This window comes from Brucella sp. HL-2 (assembly GCF_025846885.2).
Classification (GTDB): Bacteria; Pseudomonadota; Alphaproteobacteria; order Rhizobiales; family Rhizobiaceae; genus Brucella; species Brucella quorumnocens.
Genome location: NZ_JAOYTK010000008.1, coordinates 105,017 through 129,441, shown reverse-complemented (window position 1 = coordinate 129,441; position 24,425 = coordinate 105,017). Strand labels below are relative to the sequence as shown.

Here is a 24,425-nt window from a genome sequence, read left to right as displayed (position 1 = left end):
GCTTAGTCGATCTGCAACACGATTTTGCCGAAGACGTCGCGGCCTTCCATACGCTTCAAAGCAGTGTCGATATCATCAAAGCCGACAATCGTGTCGATGACCGGATGAACGACGCCCTGCGCCATTTTCTGCATGGCGTCAGCCATATTCTCCATGCGGCAACCGAATGAACCGAGAAGCTTAAGCTGCTGTTGGAACAACATCATCAGGTTCATGTTCGTGGAAACGCCGGAGGTGGAACCACAGGTCACAAGACGTCCACCGCGCTTCATGCAAAGCATTGAGCCTGCCCATGTGTCTGCGCCGACATGTTCAAACACGACATCGACGCCCTTCTTTTTGGTGAGCTTGCGAACAACACCTTCAAAGCGGTCGACACGATAATTGATAACGTGATCGGCACCCAGTGCCTTGGCTTTTTCGATCTTATCGTCAGAGCCAACCGTTGTGATGACTGTACAGCCCATTTTCTTGGCAAGCTGGATCGCAGCCGAACCAATGCCGGAACCGCCAGCCTGAACCAGAACGGTTTCGCCCGGCTGAAGCTTCGCATTGTCAAACAGCATATGCTCGACCGTACCGAAGGTCACAGGAGCAACGGCTGCGCCAATAGCATCAACGCCGGGAGGTGCTGGCACCAGAAGACGTGCTGGCAGATTGACTGCTTCACATGCAAAGCCATCAAGATGGAAGCCGTGGACGCCACCTACATGTTCACAGAGGTTGTCGCGGCCTTCGCGGCAGGCCTTGCAGAGACCGCAAGTGCGTGCGCCATAGATCGAAACGAGCTGACCGGGCAGAACATTGGAAACACCGGGACCGATTGCATCGACAACGCCAGAGGCTTCCGCACCGATGACCAGTGGCATCTTACGCTTGGCAAATGCCATGCCGCGCCAGCCCCATACATCAATATGATTGAGCGCGACGGCTTTGATCCTGACCGTAACTTCGCCATTGCCGGGTGCGGCAGGCGGAGCGATATCGGTCATTTCGAGACGACGATCATCAAGAAGCTGCAAGGCGCGCATGAATTTATCCTTTTCAAGACATAATCCCGGAAAGCATTCGGCTTTCCGGGATTACCGAGAATATATAACTTTTAGTCCGATTAATTCGGATTTGCCGTCAAAACAAGGCTGGCATTTTGTCCACCAAAGCCAAATGAGTTTGAAAGCACCGCGGAAACCTGTCCGTCGCGCTTCACATTCGGCACGACATCCAGCGGGATTGCCGGGTCTGGATTGTCGTAATTGATAGTTGGCGGCAATGTGCCGGTCTGGATCGTCAGCAGTGAAAACACGGCTTCGATAGCACCGGCAGCAGTCAGCGTGTGGCCAATCATCGACTTGTTGGATGAAACCGGGATCGACGCGATCTGCTCACCAAATACGCTTGAAAGAGCAAGATATTCCATTTTGTCATTCTCAGGCGTCGAGGTGCCATGAGCGTTGACATAAGAAATCTGATCTTCAGTCAAACCGGCATCAGCAAGTGCTGCACGTACCGTTCCGATAGCAGGCGAGGCATCCGGCTTGGAACGGGTGCGATGGAAATCGTCGGCCTTTTCGCCACAACCTGCCAGAATGCCCAGCACCTTTGCGCCGCGCGCCACTGCACTTTCAAGTGATTCCATGACCAGCGCACCAGAACCTTCGGCCATCGCAAAACCGTCACGGTCCTTGGAGAAGGGCTTTGAAGCCTTTTCCGGTTTGTCGTTCTGGGTCGAAAGCGCTGACAGCAGTGAGAATCGGATCAGCGATTCAGCTGATACCGAACCGTCTGTGCCGATCGAAAGAACACGATCGCTTTCGCCGCGACGAATGGCTTCGACGCCGAGCTGAATTGCGGTCGCACCCGAAGCGCAAGCAGTCGACAGCGTAACTGGCAGGCCGCGCGTGCCAAAAACCTCTGACAGGCGCTCGGCGATATAGCCGAACTGCGTCGTATTGAAGAGATCAATCTGACGCGCACGACGGCAGGCTTCGAGCAGAAGCTGATAGCTGGCCGGACCTTCATCCTTGATGCTTGCATCGAGCGCAAACCGGCTTTTCCAGTCCAGCTCAACAGGAGGTGCTGCAAGGAAAAGTGGACCGCCAAAGTTGGTCACGGAAAGACCGGACTGTGCGAGCGCCTCTTCACCAGCAAGACGTGCGAGCGCCTCGGAGAGGGCAGAGGAGCCGATATTGCTTTCTGGAAGAAAATCGACGGTACCGGAGAAGCGTGTCTTAAGGCTTTCAGTCGGAAAACGGGTGATGTCATGAATGCCGGAGCGTCCGCCGGTCAGTGCAGCCCAATTATCTTCCTTGCCCTGTCCGAGGGAGGAAACAACGCCTGCACCTGTAATTGCAACGATGGGGCGGCCGAGATGGTCTGTATATTTGGTCATCTTATGCTCTCACCAGCTTTGCGGCACCTTCAGCGCGAGTTGCACCGATGGTGGTGACGATGGCTTCGCTGATTGTTCCATCAATCGCCTTTTCAGACGGGCTTGTTGGTGCGAAAGCCTCACCTTTCCAAACAGAAATGGCTGCGAGCGCCAGCGCCAAGGGGAACTGAGCTTCGCGCAAATGCCCCGTCAGCCCGGTAATGCCGCGATAGGCTGAAGAAACGCCATTCAGTGCGGCTTTTTCGGCAGCGGTCGCAGCATGTGCGCCGGATGAGCCGGAAACCACATATTGAGGTTCTTTGCCGCCATTGGAAGCAAGCACCAGTTCACGCACAGTTTTTTCGAGATCATCGGCATCACGGCGGATTTGGGCGCTTTCGATGCTCGCAATTTCCGCATAAGCGCGCGCGCCACGCTTTTCAGCATGTTCAGCGCTTTCGAGCACAAGAAATACACCGCCGGAACCGGAGATCATACCGCCACCGGCAGTACCATCACGTTCCCACAGTGAAGCCCAACCGTCGTGCTTGAGCAATCCGCCAAGCTCGTGACCGAGAATCATGTCGAAATGTTCGGAATTGTATGAACCGCCGACCAGCGCATGTGTGCTCTGACCCGAACGAATGCGTGCCGCAGCCGTCTCAATTGCAGCAATACCGGAGCCTTCTTCGCCCATGAATGTGCGGGAAGAGCCGGTCACTTTATGAACGATGGAGATATTGCCTGCCAGCAGGTTTGAAAGCTGAGCGAGAAACAGGGTAGGGCGCAGCTCTGTCGAGAGCTTCTCGTTGAGCATTACACCGCGGTTGTTACTGGTGCGGCCTTCTTCGAGAATCTGCATATCGACAGTGATATCGCGTTCGCCGCCACCGGCGCCCACGATCATGTCCATGCTGGCGCACAATGCTTCGTCATCCTTGATGCCCGCATCGTCAAGCGCGAGGCCTGCCGCATAGGTACCAAGCCGCTGCCAGGTTTCCATCTGGCGCTGGTCGCCGCGCTTAGGGATTTGCAAGCCCCAATCGACTTCACCAAGCGGATGAACTGTATACGGCGCAAAGGCTTCTTTTTCGAGGCGTGGTTCTGAACCAGCCGTTGAGAAAGCATTCCAATGCGCATCCAGTCCTTCGCCAAGCGAAGAGATGATGCCAATTCCTGTGATGACGACTTTATTGCTCTGCATAGTTCGGTTCTGCCCGTAAATGCTGTGCTTGGGATGCTGTGCGTGATCCAGAAACGGAATCAGGGCGAACACGGATGTTCACCCTTCAATACCGTCAGCTTTCGCGGCTGGTCAGCCCTTTTTGGCCGCGACCAGTTCGTCGATCTTGGCGCAGAGATTCTTCAGAACGAAGTATTCTTCGGTCGGCGCTTTGCCTTCGTTCACTTCCTGCGTCCACTGTTCAAGCGGAATCTTGATGCCGAATTCTTTGTCGATCGCAAAGACGATGTCGAGGAAATCGAGGCTGTCGATGCCCAGATCATCAATGGTGTGGCTTTCGGGCGTGATGGTATCACGATCGATTTCACTTGTTTCAGCAATGATGTCGGCGACTTTGTCAAAAGTAGAGGACAAGTTTCGATTCCTTTATTCTTGGCGATGCCACTACAGGCATACGTCTGAGTATCTGCGCGTATCTAGCGTTTTTCCGGTGACAGGGAAAGTCATAATAGCTTCACGATCACCGAGACTTCGCCGGACTTTAGAGCGCATCCCGAAAAGTGTGAAACGGTTTTCGGAAAAGATGCGCGTGAAAACAAATAATTGAGACGCGTCGATCTGATGAAGTCAGATCGAAACGCACTCTGATTGCGCATATAAGGTGCACAGCACGCGAAGCGCAACATAGAGCGAATTACAATTTTTTGAAATGTGCTCAAAAAAGAATTGTTCAGGGTTCGCTTCTCACCCGCTTTATGAAGTACCAAAGCCCGACAGCGGTGCATGCGAGCATGACAATCGCAAGCGCGTATTGTACCGGCCCATTGCCGGAAGCAACCGCTGCAAGCCCCGATGCGGCACTGCCCAAAGCACCAAGCGCTTCGGGATGTTTCAGCACAGTTTTGACAGCCGTATCGCATTGCCGTGCTTTCGGTAGCGAGGCGGCTTTCGGTTCCGCAGGCTCGGTGACAGATGGGGTCGCTGCAAGTGCAAGTGCACGAGATCGGACACGCTCGACGCGTGCCAACCAGCCAGTGCCAAAGGTCGAAGCTGTGGACAATCCTTTCAGCCAAGTGGCGCGCGCATCACATAGTGCGTTGATGATCGCCTCAGGCGAGTGATCAGAAAGTGCGGCAAGGGTTTTAACGCCGATGACGCCATCTTCTGGCAGATTGACAATGCCTTGCAGCATTTTCGCCGCCCTGCCTGGCCCTGAGTTCACCGCAAAGTCGAATACCGCGTAATCAATGCCCGATGGGAGATCATCACCATCGATCTTGTTCCAGAATTGTTGCTGATAGATTTTCGTGGCTTCTGCTTGTGTAAGGTCCATCACATCTGATGTAGATATCGGGTGTCCCCGCCATGCCGAGAGTGTCGCTATGGTAATTCCCATATTGGTAGCGCCGCCGGGGTCATGTGGATTGTCGACATATCCACCTTCTTCACTGAAAATATAAGGTATAACTTTTTTGAAGTTAGGCTTCATCTCTGAAATCCCTAATTTATATAATGTAAAAATAAATAATACTTATAATTACCCGATATTACTCCATAATTTGGGTAAATAATATTGATTTGTTTTGAATGTGCGTTGAAGGACGTTACGTCTAGTGGATTGAATTTGACGTGTGAATCCCGACCGACACAAATGCTGTTTCAAACGTCAAATTCGAAAAATCCACTAGATTCAAATGCTTGCTAATGGTCTTTTTGATTCCGAAATTTCTTTAAAGCATTTTCAGCCAAAGTAGGAACCTGTTTTGCGTTCGGGAATGCGTAAAAACAAATAGTTACAGCGGTTCCAACGATTCAATATTAACTGGAACCGCTTTAACGCTTGTATCGAGGGATGAAAATGTCGGGCTCAGACCACTAGATACTTCCGGTTTAGTTGCATTCGCTCTTGCGCAGTACGCGCCGATGCGGCTTGATGCGGCTCTCAAAAACTCATCAAAATGGGCGAACAAAGTGACATCGGAAATTTTTGGATATGCACCGGACGGGCAGGCGGTTCATCGGCTTACAATAGCCAATGGTTCGCTCGAAGCGAAGATCATTACATGGGGCGCAGCTGTTCAGGATTTGCGCATGGAAGGTCATGATGCGCCATTGGTTATTGGCTATCGTGATTTTGCCGATTATCCAGCGCACTCGCCCCATTTAGGCGCAATCGCCGGTCGCTTTTCCAATCGCATCCGCAATGCGCGGTTTGTGCTTGATGGAAAGACATATGATGTCGAGGCGAATTTTCAGGGAATTCATAATCTGCATGGCGGCAGCAAAGGCCTTGGAAACCGCGTCTGGAAAGTCACCGGCTCTGGATCTGATTTCGTTACGCTCGCCACACTTGCAGCCGATGGAGAGATGGGGTTCCCCGGTAATCTCAATGTAAGCTGTACCTATATGCTCAATGCAAAGGGTACTTTGATTGTGCGTCTTGAAGCAGTGACGGATAAGCCAACGGTGTGCAATCTTCTCCATCACAGCTATTTCAATCTTGATGATGGCGGAGAGGGCGACATACTCGATCACCAGTTAAAGATCGAAGCCGATGCCTATATGCCGGTCGATGAGGCACTGATTCCCGATGGGCGCATTCTGCCAGTCAAAGACACGCCTTATGATTTCCGCGATTTCCGTCCAGTCCGCTTCAAGGAGGACGGCAAGCAAGTCGAATATGACAGCAATTTCTGCATGACGGCGGCACGCGGTCCGTTGCGCCCCTGTGCGTCCGTTAAAGGTGCGCGGTCCGGTATTCGCCTTGATGTTGAGACGACGGAGCCTGGCGTTCAGTTTTATGCCGGCAATACAATGGCCAATGATTGCATTGGTTTAATGGGCAAGCCTTACGGCAAGCATGCAGGGTTCTGTCTGGAGCCGCAGGTCTGGCCGGGTTCGCTGGAATATTCCTACGTTCCTCAAGCGATCTTACGTCCGGGCGAAGTTTACGCCCAGACGAGCCATTTTACGTTTACGCGGGATTAGTTTCGTTGAGATAAGCGGCGCGTGCGTGTTCCATTGGAGCCAGCGCGCCGCGAATTTCCACTACGCGCGCTGCAACTGCATGTGCTTTGCGTGCAGCTTCAACGGGCGATAAGCCTTCAATACGTGCGGCAAGATAACCACCGTTAAAGCTGTCACCAGCACCTGTCGTATCAACCGCATTGGCTTTGACGGATGGAATGAGGGTTTGCTCGCCGTCCGCTATAACAAGCGCGGGCTCTGTGCCGTCCTTGACCACAATTTCCTTCACACCAAGACCAATAAGTCTTTCCGCACAGGCCTGCGCCGTCGCATCGCCAAAGAGCGCCTGTTCATCGGGGAAAGTCGGCAGCGCGATATCGGCAATCTGCATGGCTTCGCTGATGACTTTCTTTGCGACCTCGCGATCAGGCCAGAGCTGATGGCGGAAATTCGGATCAAATGCGATGCGGGCGCCTTCTGCGCGGCATTCACGTAAGATTTCGAACAGAGTTTCGCGATGTTCCGGGAAGACGATGGCAATTGAAATGCCCGAGAAGTAGATCATATCGCGGCCAGCCAGGCTGGCTTTTAAGGCATTTCGGTCGTTTGCGAGGCGTCGCGCTGCTGCATCACTGCGCCAATAGGTGAACGAACGTTCTGCGCCATTGAGCGTGATCGCATATAGTCCAGGATGGACGCCCTTGATAATGGGGCTGTGCGCAATGCCGATGCCATTTGATGTGAGGAAAGCACGTTGCTTCTGCGAGAAATCGTCCTCGCCAAATGCGCTGACATATTCCACGGGATACGATTGGTCTTTCAGCGCACGCATGTACCAGGCGGTGTTCAGTGTGTCGCCGGCAAATCCCATGCGCCATTGATCATCGCCACCGCCGGACAGTTCGATCATGCACTCACCGATCGACGCAAAGCCACCCATAGTTATCTCCTCGTTTCTATCCGCACGTACGCCTACAGTATCGGTCCAAAAATCTGAACCAGTTTTTGGAAAGCACCATGCGTATGTTCAATAATTTAGAGCGTTGAAGAAGTGCAGCGTACTCCATAGGAATTTGCGGTGATGTAAAATCCAGATGTCACTTACCCTTTATCGACTTGCCACAATCTGCGTGTAACGATCCCGCCAAGAGAGGAATCACTATGCGTTACGCGATTTATTTCACGCCGCCGTCAGGCGATGCGCTTTTGAAAGTTGCCGCCAACTGGCTTGGGCGAAGTGCGTTTAGTGGAGAGCCGGTTAAGGTTCCTGCGATTCGCACGCTTGCGGCCGAAGATATTGCCGCACTGACCGAGGAGCCGCGCCGCTATGGTTTTCATGGCACGTTGAAAGCGCCTTTCCGATTGGACGAGACCTATCAGGAAAGCGATTTGCTTTCCGCGCTGATGTATTTCGCATCTTCGAGCGCGCCATTCGTCATGCCACGCCTGAAATTGCAGGGTATTGGCCCGTTCTTTGCGCTCGTGCCGGAAGAGCCTGTGGCTGAACTCAATCAGCTTGCCAATGACGTGGTGGTTTCGTTTGATCGTTTTCGCGCGCCATTGCGGGATGCGGAAATTGCCAAGCGTCGTCCAGAACGATTGAGCGAAGGGCAGCGCCAGAACCTTGATCGCTGGGGCTATCCTTACGTTTTCGATGAGTTTCGCTTTCATATGACGCTGACCGGACCAGTCGATGAAAAGCAGCGGCCGCATGTCGAACGCGTGCTTGACGACTTTTTTGCGCCTGTTCTGGATGATCCGGTAGAAATCGCCAATCTCGCGCTCTTTGTGGAACCGGAAAAAGGCGCACCATTCGAGATTCATTCGCTGCATCCGATGACCGGTGGTACTAAGGTGTCAAAACGGTCCTCTCGGGCTGTGGGAAGGCCTTGAGGAATGACGACGGAAACTGTTCTAAAAAATGCAAATATTGTTCTGCCTGACGAAGTAATCAGCGGTACTGTTAAAATAGCTGATGGTGTCATCGTTGATATTTCATCCGGTTCGTCCGTGTCTGGTAAAGACATGGAAGGGGATTATTTGACGCCGGGACTGGTCGAGTTGCACACTGACCATCTCGAAGGCCATTATGCGCCACGCCCGAAAGTGCGCTGGAATCCGATTGCTGCGGTTCAGGCTCATGACGCGCAGATTGCCGCTTCCGGCATTACGACAGTCTTTGATGCTTTGCGGATCGGCTTCGACGATGAAGCGCAGACGGGTATTGATGATATGCGTAAGCTGTCATCAGCAATCGCAGAGGGGCGTGAGGCAGGACGTTTGCGCGCCGACCATTTTCTGCACTTGCGGTGCGAGGTTTCAGCACCTGATTGCCTGAGTGCATTCGAGCGGTTTGGCGTGCATCCGCTGGTCAAACTGGTTTCACTGATGGATCATGCACCGGGACAGCGGCAGTTCACGGATATTGAAACCTACAAATCCTACTACATGAGCAAGCTCAGAGTGACCGAAGAAGAATTCATACGCTATTGCGAAAAGCGTATGGGCCAGTCACAGCAACATTCGGCACCGACCCGCAAAGCGATTGCCAGTGATTGCCTTGAGCGCGGCATCGTTCTGGCCAGCCACGATGACGCCACAGCGGATCACGTTGCAGAAGCAAGTACGCAGGGAATTCGCGTTGCTGAATTTCCAACAACACATCTGGCCGCCAAGGCATCCAAGGAAGCGGGCATGTCGGTTCTGATGGGCGCGCCCAATGTGGTGCGTGGTGGTTCGCATTCTGGCAATGTTTCGGCACGCGAATTGGCTGAAGCCGGTCATCTCGATATTATTTCGTCTGATTATATTCCGGCAAGCATGATGCAATCGGCATTCTTCATGGCAGATGTCATGGAGCAAATTACGCTTCCACAGGCGATCAAGCTGGTATCAAGCAATCCGGCAAAAGCCGTTGGCCTGCAGGATCGTGGTGAAATCGCAATTGGAAAGCGTGGTGATCTGGTGCGTGTGCAGATTGCCGAGCACGTACCGATCATTCGCACCGTTTGGCGCGAAGGACGGCGCGTGATCTGACACGCGCCGTTTATTTGTTTCAGGTCTCAGCATCTGCCAGTGAAAGTTGCCCTGTTACATCGTCCACAGACAGCTTAAGTTCGAGATAGCTGTTGATGCTTTTGTGCGATGTTTCCGGCGAATGCGGGTGCGTTGCCGTTACGACAACGACGCGCGCACCAGCGGTTTCGCCAGCGACAATGCCAGCTGGGGCATCTTCAAACACAAGACAATTGTGAGGATCGAAGCCGAGCCTCTTTGCACCGAGCTGGAAGCATTCAGGGCTTGGTTTTCCACGCTCAACATCTTCAGCGGAAACAATTGTCTTAGGCATTGGCAAGCCTGCAGCCTGCAAACGACGCCGCGCCAGTTCAATTGGTGCCGAGGTAACGATTGCCCAGCGATTTTCCGGTAGCGAGTTCAGGAAGTCGAGTGCACCTTCAATGGCTACGATCCCATCCAGGTCAGCCATTTCCGCATCAAGCAGGATTTTGGCCTCCGTGTCTGGATCAAGATGTGGCAGGCCCAGTCTGCGGACGGTATCGACAGCACGCACGCCATGAATGGTTGGAACAAATGTGACCGGATCAATACCATGACGGATTGCCCATTCGCCCCAGACACGCTCAGTTGCTGCAATGGAACTCAGCACTGTGCCGTCCATATCAAACAGAAAAGCGTCGAATGTTTTGTTGAAGGGAGATAGGTCGGTCAAAATGAAGATCCTCGAATTTTAAGGCCAGAAACGGAAGCCAGAATCAGGTGGGCGTGTTCGGTTTTGATCTTAATGCGGAAAATTGGCTAAAGTCACAGTATTCAACACAATGATTGTCTTTGACTGCTTTTCCGTCCGCCATACCGTGAAAAATCACACAAGCTTCTTATATTGAAAACCTTGGCCCAAACGACAAAACTTGATCATTTGCTTCGTTTATGGCTTTTTGCGCCACTTGATGCAGGGTGTATCAACCCATAGCCAGATAAAACGCCAAACATCTGGATGAATCGCATTCTCAGGATTGTTGTTTAAATGACTGAAATAAAAAATAAAAATCACAACTATCCAGATCATCGGTTCTCTGTTGCGCCGATGCTCGATGGGGTATCATTTTAAAAAAAGCGATTGTTATTCAATTCATTATAAGGGCGCTGTATGCGATGTTGTACCAATAACGGTACAACATCATCCGTATCATCCGTGAAATTGTTTGTATTCGCGCATTGCGGCGGTTCGACGGTCGTCCAAATAGGATGCGAGATCGTTGATATGAACGCCTTTTGCGGCCTTCTGGCTTTCTTCAATCCGTACAAGCGGGATCTTAATATCGCCGCACGTGACCTTTCGAACGAACTTTTCCGGCGTAAGGTGCGGGAAATAATCGCGGCAAAGATCATCAACCGGAATGATGGCTTTGCCGTTGTATTGAGCCATGAGGAGGAACGCGGTGTTCATTTTGACACCTCCGGTGAGGCTGGGAGGGAACTGGGGTGAGACATGTACTCGACGGGATCGACAGGGCTTTCGCCTTCAACATCCCACCAATAGCCGTCCTTGTGATCCGACCACGTAGCCTCGTAGACACGACCATCAGCGTCACGAACCCAGTCATGATCTGTGTTTCGAATGGTTATCGATTTGCTTCGCATCGCATCAATGATGGCACGGCGTCGATCTACCGGTCTTCCATCGTGCATCTGTGCCAGTTTTTGAGGGCGAGAGATCAATCTCCCCAACTTCATGTGCTTGAAAATCCCGACTGAGTTGGTATCACTCAAGGATTGCGCTAAATGGGGATTTTTATGATTGATTTGCGATATGCCAAGCGGCGTCAGTCGGATGGAACATGGATTGTTTTTGACGTTGTGACCGGTGAGATTGCGAAGCTTAACGGTCAGCTTTGTTGCAACCTTAAGACGCACTCCGCCAATGAGGTGGCTCATTATCTTAACTGGTCTGGGGCTGCCGACAATGACAACAAATCGGAGCGTGTCACTTAGCTGAACTGGCTTCACGTAGCTGCCAGAATAGTCGAGACCGCCTGTGTAAACGCGCAGATTGTTGGGTGTGATGATGCGGCGCGTTTGCGTCTTTCGACCTTCAAGCAAGGGGCGCACCATTGGCGCGCTGAAAAGGATAGGGCGCTCAGTCATTTCAGCCCCACCACATCTGCGCGGCGAGCGCACCGGCGATTCCGACGCTTGAAAAAAGCGTCGCGATAACGACCATCTGGGTAAGCTGCCCACTGCTGGATTTGTGGGCTGTCGGCAGGTTGAATCCTTTGGAGTTGTCGAGATTATGCATGGCACGAAACTCCTGCGCTCGTAAGATCGGATTGATTGTGATTTACGGGGAAGGGGTACGCTGCTGACAGCGAGGCGCTAGACTTCGACGTTAACCGTCGGTTGTAATGGCGGTGCCGATTCGCGCTAGAACGCGAGTCGGCACCTACACCCCATCGTGGGAATGAGCACGAAAGGATGATTGGAATGACTGAGTATGAACAGAGAAGTTTGGGACCACGCCAACCGGCATCGGCACCCTCTGGCCAAGGCGGCGCAGGAGCAGGTGTCGGCCCGCGCCAACCTGTATCGCCAAGGCCAAGCGCTCCTAAACCCGGAAAGTAACCGCCAACATGAACTTCGAGAATGTCCGCTTTAACGTGTTGCGTAACGCGCTCTACCATACGGCGATGCGTCGCCATTTCGAGAAATGGAACCGTTGGTTCAACTTCCTCGTGGTACTGCTCGGTGCGGCTTCTATCGCGGATGCGCTCGTACAATGGAGTATTCCGCCATACTTTGTCGGAATAGCCGTCGCGGGGATTGGTGCGGCACAGCTGGCGTTCAATTTTGGGGGTAACGCCAGCTTGCACCAACAATTGCAGCGGGATTACTACAATCTGCTTGCTGACATGGATGGCTTGCTCGACCCGACAGAAGACGATGTCGCGAAATGGTTTTCTGCCATGATCCGGATAACTGGCAATGAACCGCCGACCATGCGCACCGTGGATGCAAAAGCCTACAATGATGCTATCGATGCCACAGAAGGCGAGCGCGATGAAAGGCTCTACATTCCGCTGTGGCGCTGGCTCGTTGAGTTCTGGTTCTCGTCCGAAGGCTACACCTTCGACAAACTGAGCGAACGAAAGCAAAAAATCGAATCCAGAAAGGCGCGATTGAAGCGGCTTTGGAAGCGCTGAAATAGGGCTCATTGCGCTGCTGCCATAAATGTGAGCGCAGGCCGCTTCGTAAGAATTGTATTCGGCTGACCCTCAAGTGCGTCGGCGAAGGCCGCAACGGCTTCCAACGGTGCCGGATCCCAGATTTCTATCACGGCATCGCTTGAACGGTCGCCATCAAGGATGCCGTGAAGCGCTGCGCGCTCGGATACGTTGAGGTTGCGCCACTTCTGGATATCGTAATTGCCAAACAGAACGCCACGAGGTGATCCGCGCTGCATCGTTCCAACCGTGAATCCGTGCTGTCGCAAAAGGGATTCAGCGCGATTGATCGCCTGAAAATCGCCTTCGTCGGTCAGTCTTGCCTTGAAAATGATGTTTGACATTGGTGTCTCCGCTTAACCCCGGAGAACCGACTGCGCTTTCTACTCATACTCGATCCAGCGCAGCAGGTTTCCGTCGAGGGGCAAGCGAATAATTGCGATAATCGCAAATCTATGTCAATTTAAAAATTGCGATAATCGCAAATATATTGGAAGGTATAACGAACACTCGCAAAATCACTCCCGAAACGATTCGGGCATAACGATATTTTTGGTAAATATATTCTTGTTTTGTTCTACTTCTTGACGCATCCTGACATCGACGGGAAAGAGGTTTTGGGAAAAATGGATGATGAAATTCGTCGAGTGCTGGGTAGGCTTACGCTTCAACAGAAATGGGCGTTTTTATTCATTTTTTCTCAATTAGAGAATCGAGATATCCAATCAGTTGAGCCCTCTTCTTCTCATCAAGGGAGCGATAACGACGGGCAATTTCACCGTCGATTTCCATCATAGTGTCAGCTATGCCTGGCGGCGGTGCGCCGAAAAATTCGCTTATCTTAACAAGCTCATCCGCTCTTATGACCCTTGTCTCTTTAGACGGGTCTTTATTGAGCATGCGAGTTATCATGCCGGGTTTTAGGCCGAGATGATCAGCGAGTTCACCGCGAGCGCCATGGCCGCGTGCCTCTAACTGCTCCGCAATCCACTGAATGATTTCATCCTTTATACTCATGCACCTATATTTGCGGAAATCGCAATTATTTCTATCGCGAAGTTCGCAACTTTCCTCTTGACTTGAAATTGCGAAGATCGCAAATATCCAATTATGGATATGGAACCTGCAAAGACCATTATTGAATATCTAGGCGGCGCGAAAAGCGCTGCTGAGATCGTTCGTAAGCATCCTTCTCGAATTTATCGATGGGCTTATCCATCGACGAAGCGGGAAGGTTGTGATGGCATCATCCCATTGAAAGATCAGCGTGCAATTCTGGAATTTTGCCAGCGTGTCGGCATCAATCTTAGACGTGAGGATTTCTTTTGCAGTAATCGTCTTCGGTCCATTTTGAAGTCTACTGATTCTGAATCTCCCGCCAGTTCCTCGGCGGGTGACGATGCCGGAGCGTCCGTTTCGCCCCCCGCCCAAAAGGACGCTCCGGTAATCAACTCCCTTCCGCCTGAAGTCCTCCCATCGGGCGAAGCCGTGGCGCGTTGTGAAATCCGCCAACGCGCCACGGCCACTAACTCCATGGAGGCGGTACGATGATCTGGCGAGGTTGTGATCCATGATTCTGCATACTCTCTGAATCCGTGTTGACGGTCTGAAAATCTCAAATCTTTGAACTTCCCGCTACGGGAAAAAATAGCGGCTTTTCCCGCCACGGGATTGCTTTGACTTTTTTGGAGCCTGCAATGTCTGAGTATTCCGGTGATACGTGGTTTTATCGCCTCAAAGGGGCGCAGCGCTCGCTGATTGCAAAATGCGGCGGTATCGAGCAGGCCGCGCTGATCGCGTCTTATGGCAAAACGACTGTTGGTCGCTGGAACGTCCAGACTGCGCCTGAAATGATGACGCTTCCTGCGCTCATTCTGCTTGAAGCGTATTGCGGCGAACCCGTGCTTTCGACAGTTGTTAGTGAGATCGTCGCCGATCTTATCAAGAGTGCGCAATCGCCGGAGATGCCGAAGTTTTCCGGGATGGAACTCGTCGCGCAGTTTGGGGCAGCTTTTGCCGTTCTGTTTAGTGAATGGGCGAGGGCCGCTGAAGACAGTTTTTTGACGCCCGCCGAAGCCGATTGTCTCGATCCTCTTATCTCAGAAGCGAAACAAAAGTTGGATGCGCTTCAACGCTTGATGGCTGAAGCAAAAGCCAAGGGCGGTCTCCGCGTTGTGAGCAAGCCATGATTTCGGGCAAAGCTCTTAAGTTTCTTATCATCGATGAACTGGACCAGCCGCAGCGTCCTCGCTGGCGGCATCCTTTTTCACGCTACGGCTGCGATCATTCGCGCCGTCTGATTTCTCGCTTTCCAGAGCAGGTTGACCGCATTGCGCGCCGTTCTGTCGAGGCGGGTTCACCTCTCACCAAAAAGCAAACACCCACAGTCATAGGAGGACTTCAATGAGCCGGGTTATGCGCAATTTCCGGGAAATGCTCGGATTGCTTTCGCGTGGTGATTTCACGCGGAAGCTGGATGAAGAAATGGAATCGATCGTCCAGGCACTCGAAGAGATGCCCGGCGATAAGGGCAAGGCAACGCTGACCCTTACGATTGATTTCAATTACGAGCTGGGCCGCATCGACATTGATCCGAAGGTCAAGGTCAAGCTGCCCGACACTGCCAAGTTCATGAAAACGCCGTTCTGGACTTTCGACGGTGCGCTCACGCTCGAACATCCCAACCAGATCAACATGTTCCCTCGCGATGTCACCGGAGAGCGTGACACTGCTGAAGGCTGATCCTTTTTCAACCGGAGAGTAAAACTATGGAAGATAACAAACTACCTGTCGGCCTCAATGCGGCAATCCTGACGCTAACAGGTCTGGCCAATAAAGCCAGCGAACCTGAAATCATCAGCGTTTCCACTCAAGGCTTGGCAAAAGGTCTCGCCGCTGAGGTGCCACTCGCGTTTGATCGCAATAATCAGAAGTTTAGTTCGGTCAAAAACCTGCTTGAAGAGCATCGCATTGCACCGGAACGCCGTCGCGGCACTGCAAGTACGGACACACTCGCTAGCTTTATCGAGCTTATCAACCGCCACAAGGATGACGGCTCGGTGATTTTCGGCAAAGCGCGTTGGCCGGAACCGAAACTCACCGGCATCATCAATTATCACGACCTCGATAATGAAGCGCGATTTGCTGATCACCGCATTGAGTATGCGTTCCCTCTCACAGATGAATTCAAGGCATGGGTTGCAACGAATAAGACCGGCATGGAGCAAGTCGAATTTGCCGCTTTCCTCGAAGAGCACTCGCAGGAAGTTGCCTCGCCGACAGAAGGCGAAGAGTCGGAATACGAACGCTACTTCAACGAAAAGATCGCTAATCCTTCCGAATTGATCATGCTCTCGCGCCATCTCGAAGTGTTTGTCAGCGCGACGGTAAAGCAGGGCGTTCGACTGCAGACGGGTGAGCGCACGGTCGAGTTCAAGGAAGAACATCAGAACGCCAAGGGCGAAGCGGTTGTTATCCCCGGCATTTTCATTGTGTCTGTGCCCGCCTTCATCGACGGCGAGAAAGTCCGTATTCCCACGCGCCTGCGTTATCGTATCAAGGGCGGCGAAATTGTCTGGTTCTATGAACTTTACCGCTGGGAAACGGTTCTGCGCGAGCAAGTTCAACGCGATCTGATCGATGCAGCCAAGGCAACCGGACTGCCGCACTTCGAAGGCACGGCAGAACGCTAATGTTTTTTGCCTCTTCCCGCCGCACCGAAAGCAATCCGAGAACCGCCGCAGCCATATTGGCGCGTGGTGGCCGGCTGTCTGTGAGCGCCGCTAATGTGGCGCGGCGGGCAAAGGAAGAACTTGAAAAGCAGGGAGCGCAGATTGTTGCGCTTCCTGCACCTACAGTTGCAGCTGCACCGGAATTGGTTGCGTCAGCCATCATCGCAGATCCGAAAACGCCGGATCTCGAAATTCAGGTAAAACTCAACCAGAAATGGGAAAGCTTCCTCGCTGACGTAAAGGTCGACACACAGGCTGAGTCCAGCCAATACCGCCCGACGCTCGACAGCATCACGCGTCGGATCTGCCGGGTTTATCAGGTCACGCCACGCGCCATCGCTTCGGATTCGCGCAAGCCCGGCCTGATCCTACCAAGGCAAGCAATCTATTACTGGGCTTATCGACTGACTGATCTTTCGGCGAAGCGCATAGGCGAACTGGTCAATGGTCGGGATCATACGACTGTTCTTTACGGCATCGATATGTATCGCACCAAACGGGGCCGCGCTGGCCGCACGCTGCGCTCGATGAGGTCAAAGAAATGACCCGCCGCCGCACTTCTCGTGAAGCTTTGCTGATTGTCCTGTTGGCTGTGCTGGCTGAAATGCCTGTCGCAGCTTTCCTCATCTACATCATCTGGTTTGCGGGAGAACGCTGACATGCGTGATTACAATCCGGCTGACGATTCCAAAAAGTGCTACGACCTTGCGATCAAGGTAAAGCGGGAGCGCGGCGACACACATTGGCCGCAGCGGGATCCTTGGCAGCGCAAGGAAGTCATCGGCGAATGTACGCTTTATCTTGGCGACTGCAGCGACATCGTTCCGGTTTTAGGTAAGATCGACGGGCTGGTAGCGGACGGCCCTTACAAGTTTGATACTTCGGGTGGCGGTAAACTACGTTCCAAGCGCCCGAACATGGATCAGATCGCGGCGGCTGGGCTGGATCAAGGATTTGATCATACGATTTTCACTGGCAGGCAATTCGGATCTGCGGTGTTCTTCGCTCACAACGACCAGTGGGCAGAATTGCTTCCCTATCTGGCTTCAGAGTTTGATCGTTATGCAATCGTTCCTTGGATAAAAACCAACGCTCTGCCTGTCGCAAATCGACACTATCGCCCGGATACTGAGATTTACGTGCATGCGTGGAATAGCGGTTTTCATCCGGTTGGTGACCTGCAACAGAAGAAGCGTTTCATCATCGCTAAAAATGGACAGGATCCTGATATTGACCATCCAACGGTCAAGCCGCAGGCCGTCATGTCGAAAATCATATGCAACGTCGCGGGGCAGACCGTTCTTGACCCATTCATGGGTAGTGGTTCGACAGGTGTGGCTTGCGTAAAGGCGGGGCGCACCTTCATCGGCATAGAGCGCCACGAACCATATTTCGAGATCGCCTGCGACCGTATTCGCAAGGCCTACGCCCAGTCTGATCTGTTGGTTTCGTCTGCGCCTGCGACTGCGACTGCAGTCCCTCGTCAGGAGGGTTTTCTGTGATGCGCGAGCCAAAGCTTATCGGCGGAATGAACGATAATATTCTGCCTATCCTTCAAGCCATGAAAAGCGCTGCATCAAATGCCGATAGGGCGTTGATCCTGCTCACATGTCCTATCCGGATCATGATCCGGTATCGGCCATTTTTGGAGCAAGGATGTATCGAGCATCAGTTCAGGGCGGGATCTGAATATCTCACGTGCTTTTACGCGGCCATGAACCAGACGCGCCGCAACGGCGAGCTGGTCAATGTGGCGCTCGATGAGGCGCGCCAAAGACTTCTTCTTCTAACTCATAATGACGGGGGTGGGGCATGAGCGACACGCTTATTCGCCAGTCTGTCAGCGTGCGCGACAGTACCAGATCAACTGGCAGGCGCGTCATGCAGGGATTTGTCAGCAATGGGCTGGCAGTGATCCCGCATGAAATCGTTGACGAACTGAATACGGACAACGCGAAGGCGCGCTGGATTGATGGCGGGCGCGTCGGCGCACAGCCGGGGCCGCAGCTGATACGCGGATTTATCCTTGTGCATGCACATAGTGGCTATGTGCTGACGCCGGTGGGCTGGATCCTGCCGACGCGTGAGGTCGCAGCAACATGCGTTCGTCGGCTTGTGAACAAGTTCGGGGGCCTCTTTGAGGGTGGCGCGAGCGATATCCAGTCGCTTTCAAGTGCCGTCTGCAAGGTCCAGCGAGAAGCGGGTGCATTGACGGGCAGGCACCATCATCTGCGCCAGATGGATGCTCTGTTTGATGAAGACGAGTATCAGCGCAAGCTTGCCGAACTTCGCGCATCCAAACAGCCCGCGCATCATGGCGTTGCTGCATTTCAGGAGGCGGCGGAATGAAAGAGGAAGCCACCATTCGCCGCGGTGCTCGAAATGCCCGCTATGCAGCAATTCCAAATCATGTCTTCGAGGAAGTACGTCTCTCAATGGAGGCTCGCTGGCTTCTTGGTTATCTGCTTTCCAAGCCCGACAACTGGACGGTGGTGCTGCGCGACATCATCAATAAGGGCAATTGCGGGCGCGACAAGGCACGGCGCATGATAGCTGAGTTGGTAGAACTGGGTTATGCGCAGAAAGAGCAGGCGCGTGACAGTGGGCGATTTAGCGCGTTGTCTCTGGTCATCTATGATGAGCCGTTTGCGCCCGTAGTATCAGAAAGTGTTGCATCTTTACCGCAGACTGAAAATCCGTCGACGGTAAATCCGTCAACGGAAAAACCGGCGCCGGTAAATCCCCCCCTAGTAATAACTGATAATCTAGAAAAACCTGATTATAGATCTGAGAGAGGCGCGAGCGCGATTGATCAGGAAGATCGAAAGAAAATAGAACTGGCATATTGGAAGCTGGTTCGAAGCTGGCCGAAGCTCAACGGCACGCCACAGGCAAAGTGGTTCGACACTTGGTTGGCCTTGACGCCCGAAGAGCGCATCCAAGCCGCAGAAAAGCGGGATGCCTGGGTTGAGCTACTGCGTTCGAACGGTCGCGATCATATCCATGTGCCGGGAACCTACTTCGAAAATAAGCTTTGGGAACAAGTCCCTGATGCACCGGCACCGTCTTCCGACCAGCCTGCACGTCTTGAAGCCAAGCCCTTCGGCAAGCTGTTCGGTGTTGAGGTTTATCGCAACTTTCTGACGGTTTCACCGGGAATGATATCAGCACCAACCGCTTTCGAGCGTGGCCAGATCCAGCGCGGTGAGCGAAGTGAGCAAGAGATCTACCGCGAGAAACTGGTGAAACAGGGCTGGGGATCAGTTGAAGGTATGTTCGAGCGTGCCGCCACTGGACGATCAACGGCAGTATCTGCCCGGTTCTCACCATTATGCGAACAGATGGAGTCTGTTCGGGTCGGTGGCGAGCAATGGCTCGCATGGCAGGCATATCACGCTGAACGAGGCTGGCGTTGGTATCCAGCGCCTGACTGGCTGGAATGGGTTTGTTTCCCGGTTGGTGGCCCGGATGGAATGAAAGACTTCGAAACAGCTTTGAGGGGAATTGGTGATGATGATGGCAGATAAGCGTCTCACTGAGCAGGCAGAAGAAATTGACCTCACTCGTTGCTATGCAAAGCTTGATCGATTCATTGAGGCGCGTACGCGCAGGCGTGCAGCAATCGCAAATGCAGCTATTCGTGCTGGTGGTGATTCGCCTTGGTTGGTGCTTCGCGTCATGACAGGACGTGAACTTTACGTAAAAAATGAGTTAGAAAGTGTGGATATCGAAGTCTTATCCCCAATGAAGATGGGGCCAAAACTGAGGCGTCAAGGACGGGAAATACCCCCAAAGCTCCAGCCCGTCATGATTGGATATGTCTTGGTTCGGGTAGTGATGTCTAATGAGAATTACGCCACGCTACTTGGCTTCGAGCATGTTGTTTCAATCCTTGGTGGGTATGAAAAGCCTTATACGGTAAATGCCACAAAAGTTAATGAATTCAGTGGCAAAGCGGATAAAGGTGATTTTGATCATGAAGTACCGCATACGGCATTTGTGGGTGTGAAGCGCGTCAAAATTCGTGAGGGCGTGTTTGCTGGTATAGAGGGTGAACTTCTGTCAGGCGGCGGCAAGGGCAAGGGCGTAGCCGTGGTTGAAATCAAGATATTCGGTCAGCCAACGCCGATGATCATGCCTCTTGCTTTTCTGGTTCCGGTATGACTCATATCGGTTTCTGGATGATCCGGTTTAGATAGTGATCCTCGATACACGGTAGCACGTGGGGAGCAATGCTCCTGAGGTGTCCACGCTCGGACCCCGCCCTGACAGTCTCAATCAAGAGGCATCGATTCAGGGCTAGAGCGTAAGCTATGTCTGAAATTCACCAACCACATTGAGCGCCTTCGAGGCGCTCTTTCCATTTCCATATATGTGAGGTCGTTATGAAGCGCCGTGCTTTCCTGCGCATGCTTGGTCTTGCGCCTGTTCTTGCAGTCACTCCCAGCCTCGCTCTGCCAAAGCCTGACAGCCCAAAGCGGCTGGCAAGCGGTGGAACTGTTGGTATGCCTCAATCTCGCATCGTTGGTGAAGTTCCTAATGGTTTCCCGCTGACATTCGAGAATGGTCGCCTGACCATGCAGACTTCTGTCACTCGACCTCGTGACGGAAAGGTAACGATAGTTGACCGGGGTGATACTGCTGAGTTTCGGATTAGTGTCTGATGGCATCCAAGCCCCGATCCTTTCGACCTGCGCATCTCGGCACTGTCAAGCAGGAGCGCAAGGCATACGAGGTGAGGCGGGGCAGCGCTCGTGATCGTGGCTATACGTCCCGATGGGACAAGGCGGCGGTCACATATAAGCGCGACAATCCGCTCTGCATTGGATGCGAGGCTGTTGATCGCGTTGAGCTTGCCAAGGTCGTTGATCACATCATCCCACATAAGGGCGACCAGTCGCTGTTTTGGGATAAGGCCAATTGGCAGCCATGCTGCGCCAAGCACCACGACATCGTGAAACAGCAGCTCGAACGACAGTATGAGCAAGGGCTGTTGAACGCATCGGATCTCCGCCTTGATAGCAAAGCAGCGGTCCATCTCACCCGTCTCTTTTTCAACTGATAGATCTACGAGGATGTCATGCGCGGTGAGGGTCGTACGAGGGCAATGGTTGAAGCGCTTCCAGAAACAGGGGCGCTCGTCGTCGTTCATAATGCTGTGCTTCGACGCTACGTGATGACGATGATACGCCAGCTGCGCGGAGCCGAAACGGCCAGCCGATGCAGAGTTGTTGCAGTATCCAACCATGGCGATCTCGCTCAGCTTGTCGGAGCATCACGACCAATCGTGATTGACCATGCAGTCGAAGACGAGATGGCCTTCCACCTCCGCATCCAACTTCATGACATTTGTGCCGCATCGAACGCGATGTTCCCCTCTTAGGGGGGGGCGGTCGAAAGTTCGGGCGTCTGAGGGCCGGGACCGGTGGGTGATAGCTAAAAACCCGGCGCGATATTTTCGGCGATAACTTTTTTTTCTGCACCTTCGGGGTGCCAAACAGGCGGTTCGAGGTATGGGACGGCGTAAAGACGATCCACAGTTGCAGCAAGCTAAAGGCTTTCCCGGTCGACGGAAACGCAAGGTCGAGCAGGAACTTGAGGCGATTGCGCAGGCGGCAGAAAAGTCCGGCACGGATGTTGACCCGTTTCCGGTTCCTGCTGAGTTCACGAAAGCCCCGGCCTATTGGGCTTATGCCATTCGCCTTTGGAAAGAGCTTTCCGACATCATGGTCAAGCAAGGGCGCAGGCGTCCGGCTTATCGTGGTGCGCTCGCTCGCTACTGTTGGTGGATGCAGCAATTCTTCGATTGTGCAGATCAGCTGCGCAAGGATCTGCCGAAAGGCGGTGTGACTGTCAAAGTCAAAAAGGGCGACGGCGAGATCGTTTACCGCACGCATCCAAACATTGATTTCATGGCGAAAGCTGAAACAGCGCTGCGCCTCCTCGATGCTGAGTTCGGTTTCACGCCAATGCGCGATCAGGATCTTATCCGGACCGAGTCCTTCAATGCTGGTCAGGGTCGATTGCCGCTTGGCGGCACGCATCCGCAATCGGGCGTGCAGCGTCCGACATCTGATGACGATCCTGACGCCGATCCGATGGGGTTGATGAATGGGGCAGACAGCCCACCACCGGGAGCAAGACCAAACTGACGGCTGGGCCGCTTACAATCTGCCATCGTGGTTGGCTGATGTGGCGACGGATCCTGCCTATGCATGGGCGCTTTCAGGTTGGAAACGGGCTGCCAGTGTTCCGGGGGCGTGGTTCGATCACGGCAAAGCCGACAAAGTTGTCGCTGCATGGCCCAAGATATTCCGCCTCACCAATGACCGTTTCAAGGGCGTATCGTTTCGCCTGGTCAAGTGGCAGGAAATTACGGTTCGTTTGCTGGTTGGCTGGAAAAAGCCGATTGAAGTCATCGACCCGGCCACACACAAACCTTGTATCGAGCATATCCGGATCTTCAAGCGGCTGGATCTCTGGATCCCGCGCAAGAACGGTAAATCGGAATTTCTTGCTGCTCTGGGCGTTCTGTTCTTTGTATTGGAGAAGGTTAACGGTGCAGAAGCCTACGTTTTCGGGCGCAATGAAGATCAGGGCCGCGTCCCGTTCGGCAAGATGCAGGATATTATCCGCGAGGCCAACGGCCTTTTGGAAGATGCGCAGGGCAATGAGCGCATTTCGTTGCATGATAAAACGTTCTTCCTGCGCGAAACATCTTCACTTTGCCAGCTGCTCACTGGTTCTCCAGATGGCAAACACGGACGCTCACCAACTGTCATTGTTGGTGACGAGATCCACGAATGGAAAACACGCGAACTTGCCGACACCCTTCGACAGGGAACGGGTGCCAGACTTCAGCCGATAGAGCTTTACGCCTCAACAGCGGGCCGAAAGCAAAATCGTACGGGGTTCGAATGGTTCGAAGAATCGATTTCCATAATGGAAGGCGTGAAGGATGATCCCAGCACGCTTGTCGTCTATTTCGGGATCGCGGATGAAGACGATTGGACCGATGAACAGATATGGCGCAAAGCCAATCCCAGTCTTGGTCTAACGCCGACGCTCGATTACCTTCAGACTGAGTTCCGGAAGGCGAAAGGCAGACCAGCACTTGAAGCTGTATTCCAGTGCTATCACCTCAATCGGTGGGTTGATCAGCTATCAGGCTGGATCCCGAAAATAAAATGGGCAGCTTGCACGTCCGATGCGAAATCTTGGCCTCTCCTTTGGGAGAAGCATAAAGGGCGCACAGCGTTTCTGGCGTGTGACGTATCTTCAACTCGCGATATCACGGCGCTTGTCGTGGTTTTCCCTCCTGACGATGATCACGACAAGTGGGTGATAATCCCGCTTTTCTGGGTTCCAGAAGCAACGCTCGATGACCGGGCTAATGAAGATGATCGGGTTGATTGGAAAAAGTGGGTTCGTGATGGAGCTCTGCTTACTACACCGGGCGACTTTGTCGATCAGTCCTTTGTCCAGAGAGCCATTCTCGATGCATTCGCCCAGTTCGACATTCAGGCCTTTGGCTACGATCCTTGGAACGCGAGCAAGCTTGCAGGTGATTTGCAACATGATGGCATGGATCCTGAGTTGCAGATCCAGATGCGTCAGGGACATCAGACCCTGTCCGAACCTACCAAAGAAGTCGAACGACTGATTTTTGCGGGCAAGATTGAGCATGGTGGCCATCCGGTGCTTGCATGGATGTTCGGACACTCAACTATCCGCTTTGACTCAAACCTCAATTACGTACCGGACAAGAAAAACTCGCTCGATAAGATCGACGGCGTTGTCGCGACTGTCATGGCGGTTGGTCTGGGTATGGCGGAAGAGGTCGAAGAGCCATCCATTTACGAAACGCGCGGCGTGGAAACGGTGTAATCGATGGGATTTCTAGGCACTTTATTGCGCCGTAATGCGAACAGCTCCGC

At 53.0% G+C, this 24,425-nt stretch carries 32 protein-coding genes; 20 read left to right on the top strand and 12 right to left on the bottom strand.

Features of this window, described 5'->3' with window-relative positions:
- Nucleotides 1-2: 2 nt before the first annotated feature.
- From OIV19_RS12195 to OIV19_RS12175, 5 genes are all read right to left on the bottom strand, one after another.
- Nucleotides 3-1,031: a zinc-binding dehydrogenase gene (locus OIV19_RS12195; RefSeq protein ID WP_264231806.1), complete on the bottom strand. Its 1,029-nt coding sequence runs from the start codon at nucleotides 1,029-1,031 to the stop codon at nucleotides 3-5.
- 80 nt (nucleotides 1,032-1,111) lie between these two features.
- Entirely contained in the window at nucleotides 1,112-2,389 is a 1,278-nt protein-coding gene (locus OIV19_RS12190; RefSeq protein ID WP_095446479.1) for a beta-ketoacyl-ACP synthase, read from the bottom strand.
- A gap of 1 nt (nucleotide 2,390) precedes the next feature.
- Nucleotides 2,391-3,572, bottom strand: a complete 1,182-nt coding sequence (locus OIV19_RS12185; protein WP_264231805.1) for a beta-ketoacyl-ACP synthase — start codon at nucleotides 3,570-3,572, stop codon at nucleotides 2,391-2,393.
- 111 nt (nucleotides 3,573-3,683) lie between these two features.
- Nucleotides 3,684-3,965 carry an acyl carrier protein gene (locus tag OIV19_RS12180; protein ID WP_094506999.1) on the bottom strand — a complete coding sequence of 94 codons (282 nt, stop codon included), beginning with the start codon at nucleotides 3,963-3,965 and terminating at the stop codon, nucleotides 3,684-3,686.
- Between the two features lie 316 nt (nucleotides 3,966-4,281).
- Nucleotides 4,282-5,040, bottom strand: a complete 759-nt coding sequence (locus OIV19_RS12175) for a glycoside hydrolase family 108 protein (RefSeq protein WP_264231804.1) — start codon at nucleotides 5,038-5,040, stop codon at nucleotides 4,282-4,284.
- Between the two features lie 482 nt (nucleotides 5,041-5,522).
- Here OIV19_RS12175 and OIV19_RS12170 point away from each other — a divergent pair, with 482 nt between their 5' ends.
- Nucleotides 5,523-6,539, top strand: coding sequence for an aldose epimerase family protein (locus OIV19_RS12170; RefSeq protein WP_095447880.1), 1,017 nt, complete (start codon nucleotides 5,523-5,525; stop codon nucleotides 6,537-6,539).
- Here OIV19_RS12170 and OIV19_RS12165 read toward each other — a convergent pair.
- Nucleotides 6,526-7,458, bottom strand: coding sequence for a sugar kinase (locus OIV19_RS12165; RefSeq protein WP_264231803.1), 933 nt, complete (start codon nucleotides 7,456-7,458; stop codon nucleotides 6,526-6,528). The genes OIV19_RS12170 and OIV19_RS12165 overlap by 14 nt on opposite strands.
- 221 nt (nucleotides 7,459-7,679) lie before the next feature.
- Between OIV19_RS12165 and OIV19_RS12160 the strand changes: the two genes are divergently transcribed.
- The gene (locus OIV19_RS12160) at nucleotides 7,680-8,411 is read left to right on the top strand and encodes a DUF1045 domain-containing protein (protein ID WP_264231802.1); all 732 of its coding nucleotides are present in this window, start codon (nucleotides 7,680-7,682) and stop codon (nucleotides 8,409-8,411) included.
- 3 nt (nucleotides 8,412-8,414) lie between these two features.
- Nucleotides 8,415-9,554 carry an alpha-D-ribose 1-methylphosphonate 5-triphosphate diphosphatase gene (locus OIV19_RS12155; RefSeq protein ID WP_264231801.1) on the top strand — a complete coding sequence of 380 codons (1,140 nt, stop codon included), beginning with the start codon at nucleotides 8,415-8,417 and terminating at the stop codon, nucleotides 9,552-9,554.
- Between the two features lie 19 nt (nucleotides 9,555-9,573).
- Here the strand turns inward: OIV19_RS12155 and OIV19_RS12150 are convergent, their stop codons facing one another.
- The 4 genes from OIV19_RS12150 to OIV19_RS12135 all read right to left on the bottom strand — a co-directional run bounded on the left by OIV19_RS12150 (nucleotide 9,574) and on the right by OIV19_RS12135 (nucleotide 11,835).
- Entirely contained in the window at nucleotides 9,574-10,248 is a 675-nt protein-coding gene (locus OIV19_RS12150; protein WP_264231800.1) for an HAD family hydrolase, read from the bottom strand.
- A 477-nt stretch (nucleotides 10,249-10,725) separates the two neighbouring features.
- Nucleotides 10,726-10,986: a pyocin activator PrtN family protein gene (locus OIV19_RS12145; RefSeq protein ID WP_200635285.1), complete on the bottom strand. Its 261-nt coding sequence runs from the start codon at nucleotides 10,984-10,986 to the stop codon at nucleotides 10,726-10,728.
- Nucleotides 10,983-11,684, bottom strand: coding sequence for a hypothetical protein (locus OIV19_RS12140; RefSeq protein WP_264231799.1), 702 nt, complete (start codon nucleotides 11,682-11,684; stop codon nucleotides 10,983-10,985). Before OIV19_RS12140 ends, OIV19_RS12145 begins: the two co-directional genes overlap by 4 nt.
- A gap of 1 nt (nucleotide 11,685) precedes the next feature.
- Nucleotides 11,686-11,835 carry a hypothetical protein gene (locus OIV19_RS12135; RefSeq protein WP_264231798.1) on the bottom strand — a complete coding sequence of 50 codons (150 nt, stop codon included), beginning with the start codon at nucleotides 11,833-11,835 and terminating at the stop codon, nucleotides 11,686-11,688.
- A 331-nt stretch (nucleotides 11,836-12,166) separates the two neighbouring features.
- Here OIV19_RS12135 and OIV19_RS12130 point away from each other — a divergent pair, with 331 nt between their 5' ends.
- On the top strand, nucleotides 12,167-12,736 hold the full coding sequence (locus OIV19_RS12130) for a hypothetical protein (RefSeq protein ID WP_264231797.1): 570 nt from the start codon (nucleotides 12,167-12,169) through the stop codon (nucleotides 12,734-12,736).
- A gap of 8 nt (nucleotides 12,737-12,744) precedes the next feature.
- On the opposite strand, the gene OIV19_RS12125 is transcribed toward OIV19_RS12130, so the two are convergent.
- A complete protein-coding gene (locus OIV19_RS12125) occupies nucleotides 12,745-13,101 on the bottom strand; it encodes a hypothetical protein (protein ID WP_264231796.1) in 357 nt (118 codons plus the stop codon).
- Nucleotides 13,102-13,447: 346 nt separating this feature from the next.
- The gene (locus OIV19_RS12120) at nucleotides 13,448-13,774 is read right to left on the bottom strand and encodes an XRE family transcriptional regulator (RefSeq protein ID WP_264231795.1); all 327 of its coding nucleotides are present in this window, start codon (nucleotides 13,772-13,774) and stop codon (nucleotides 13,448-13,450) included.
- A gap of 93 nt (nucleotides 13,775-13,867) precedes the next feature.
- Between OIV19_RS12120 and OIV19_RS12115 the strand changes: the two genes are divergently transcribed.
- The 16 genes from OIV19_RS12115 (at nucleotide 13,868) to OIV19_RS12040 (ending at nucleotide 24,375) form a co-directional block, all read left to right on the top strand.
- The gene (locus OIV19_RS12115; protein ID WP_264231794.1) at nucleotides 13,868-14,308 is read left to right on the top strand and encodes a hypothetical protein; all 441 of its coding nucleotides are present in this window, start codon (nucleotides 13,868-13,870) and stop codon (nucleotides 14,306-14,308) included.
- Between the two features lie 146 nt (nucleotides 14,309-14,454).
- Nucleotides 14,455-14,946: a hypothetical protein gene (locus OIV19_RS12110; protein WP_264231793.1), complete on the top strand. Its 492-nt coding sequence runs from the start codon at nucleotides 14,455-14,457 to the stop codon at nucleotides 14,944-14,946.
- Complete coding sequence (locus OIV19_RS12105) at nucleotides 14,943-15,164, top strand: hypothetical protein (protein ID WP_264231792.1); 222 nt, start codon at nucleotides 14,943-14,945, stop codon at nucleotides 15,162-15,164. The genes OIV19_RS12110 and OIV19_RS12105 overlap by 4 nt, the downstream gene beginning before the upstream one ends.
- Nucleotides 15,161-15,499 carry a YfdP family phage-associated protein gene (locus OIV19_RS12100; protein WP_264231791.1) on the top strand — a complete coding sequence of 113 codons (339 nt, stop codon included), beginning with the start codon at nucleotides 15,161-15,163 and terminating at the stop codon, nucleotides 15,497-15,499. Before OIV19_RS12105 ends, OIV19_RS12100 begins: the two co-directional genes overlap by 4 nt.
- Before the next feature lie 26 nt (nucleotides 15,500-15,525).
- Nucleotides 15,526-16,449: a DUF2303 family protein gene (locus OIV19_RS12095; RefSeq protein WP_264231790.1), complete on the top strand. Its 924-nt coding sequence runs from the start codon at nucleotides 15,526-15,528 to the stop codon at nucleotides 16,447-16,449.
- The gene (locus OIV19_RS12090) at nucleotides 16,449-17,033 is read left to right on the top strand and encodes a helix-turn-helix domain-containing protein (protein WP_264231789.1); all 585 of its coding nucleotides are present in this window, start codon (nucleotides 16,449-16,451) and stop codon (nucleotides 17,031-17,033) included. Before OIV19_RS12095 ends, OIV19_RS12090 begins: the two co-directional genes overlap by 1 nt.
- Nucleotides 17,034-17,147: 114 nt before the next feature.
- The gene (locus tag OIV19_RS12085) at nucleotides 17,148-17,990 is read left to right on the top strand and encodes a DNA methyltransferase (RefSeq protein WP_264231788.1); all 843 of its coding nucleotides are present in this window, start codon (nucleotides 17,148-17,150) and stop codon (nucleotides 17,988-17,990) included.
- Nucleotides 17,990-18,304: a hypothetical protein gene (locus OIV19_RS12080; protein WP_264231787.1), complete on the top strand. Its 315-nt coding sequence runs from the start codon at nucleotides 17,990-17,992 to the stop codon at nucleotides 18,302-18,304. The genes OIV19_RS12085 and OIV19_RS12080 overlap by 1 nt, the downstream gene beginning before the upstream one ends.
- A complete protein-coding gene (locus OIV19_RS12075) occupies nucleotides 18,301-18,837 on the top strand; it encodes a hypothetical protein (protein ID WP_264231786.1) in 537 nt (178 codons plus the stop codon). Before OIV19_RS12080 ends, OIV19_RS12075 begins: the two co-directional genes overlap by 4 nt.
- On the top strand, nucleotides 18,834-20,015 hold the full coding sequence (locus OIV19_RS12070; protein ID WP_264231785.1) for a helix-turn-helix domain-containing protein: 1,182 nt from the start codon (nucleotides 18,834-18,836) through the stop codon (nucleotides 20,013-20,015). Before OIV19_RS12075 ends, OIV19_RS12070 begins: the two co-directional genes overlap by 4 nt.
- A complete protein-coding gene (locus OIV19_RS12065) occupies nucleotides 19,999-20,652 on the top strand; it encodes a transcription termination/antitermination NusG family protein (protein ID WP_264231784.1) in 654 nt (217 codons plus the stop codon). Before OIV19_RS12070 ends, OIV19_RS12065 begins: the two co-directional genes overlap by 17 nt.
- A gap of 221 nt (nucleotides 20,653-20,873) precedes the next feature.
- Nucleotides 20,874-21,152: a hypothetical protein gene (locus OIV19_RS12060; protein WP_264231783.1), complete on the top strand. Its 279-nt coding sequence runs from the start codon at nucleotides 20,874-20,876 to the stop codon at nucleotides 21,150-21,152.
- Complete coding sequence (locus OIV19_RS12055; protein ID WP_264231782.1) at nucleotides 21,152-21,550, top strand: HNH endonuclease signature motif containing protein; 399 nt, start codon at nucleotides 21,152-21,154, stop codon at nucleotides 21,548-21,550. Before OIV19_RS12060 ends, OIV19_RS12055 begins: the two co-directional genes overlap by 1 nt.
- An 18-nt stretch (nucleotides 21,551-21,568) precedes the next feature.
- Nucleotides 21,569-21,871 (top strand): hypothetical protein, encoded by a 303-nt coding sequence (locus OIV19_RS12050; protein WP_264231781.1) that lies wholly within the window; start codon nucleotides 21,569-21,571, stop codon nucleotides 21,869-21,871.
- A 130-nt stretch (nucleotides 21,872-22,001) separates the two neighbouring features.
- Nucleotides 22,002-22,640 (top strand): P27 family phage terminase small subunit, encoded by a 639-nt coding sequence (locus tag OIV19_RS12045; RefSeq protein WP_264231780.1) that lies wholly within the window; start codon nucleotides 22,002-22,004, stop codon nucleotides 22,638-22,640.
- Complete coding sequence (locus tag OIV19_RS12040; RefSeq protein ID WP_264231779.1) at nucleotides 22,600-24,375, top strand: terminase TerL endonuclease subunit; 1,776 nt, start codon at nucleotides 22,600-22,602, stop codon at nucleotides 24,373-24,375. The genes OIV19_RS12045 and OIV19_RS12040 overlap by 41 nt, the downstream gene beginning before the upstream one ends.
- Nucleotides 24,376-24,425: the final 50 nt, after the last annotated feature.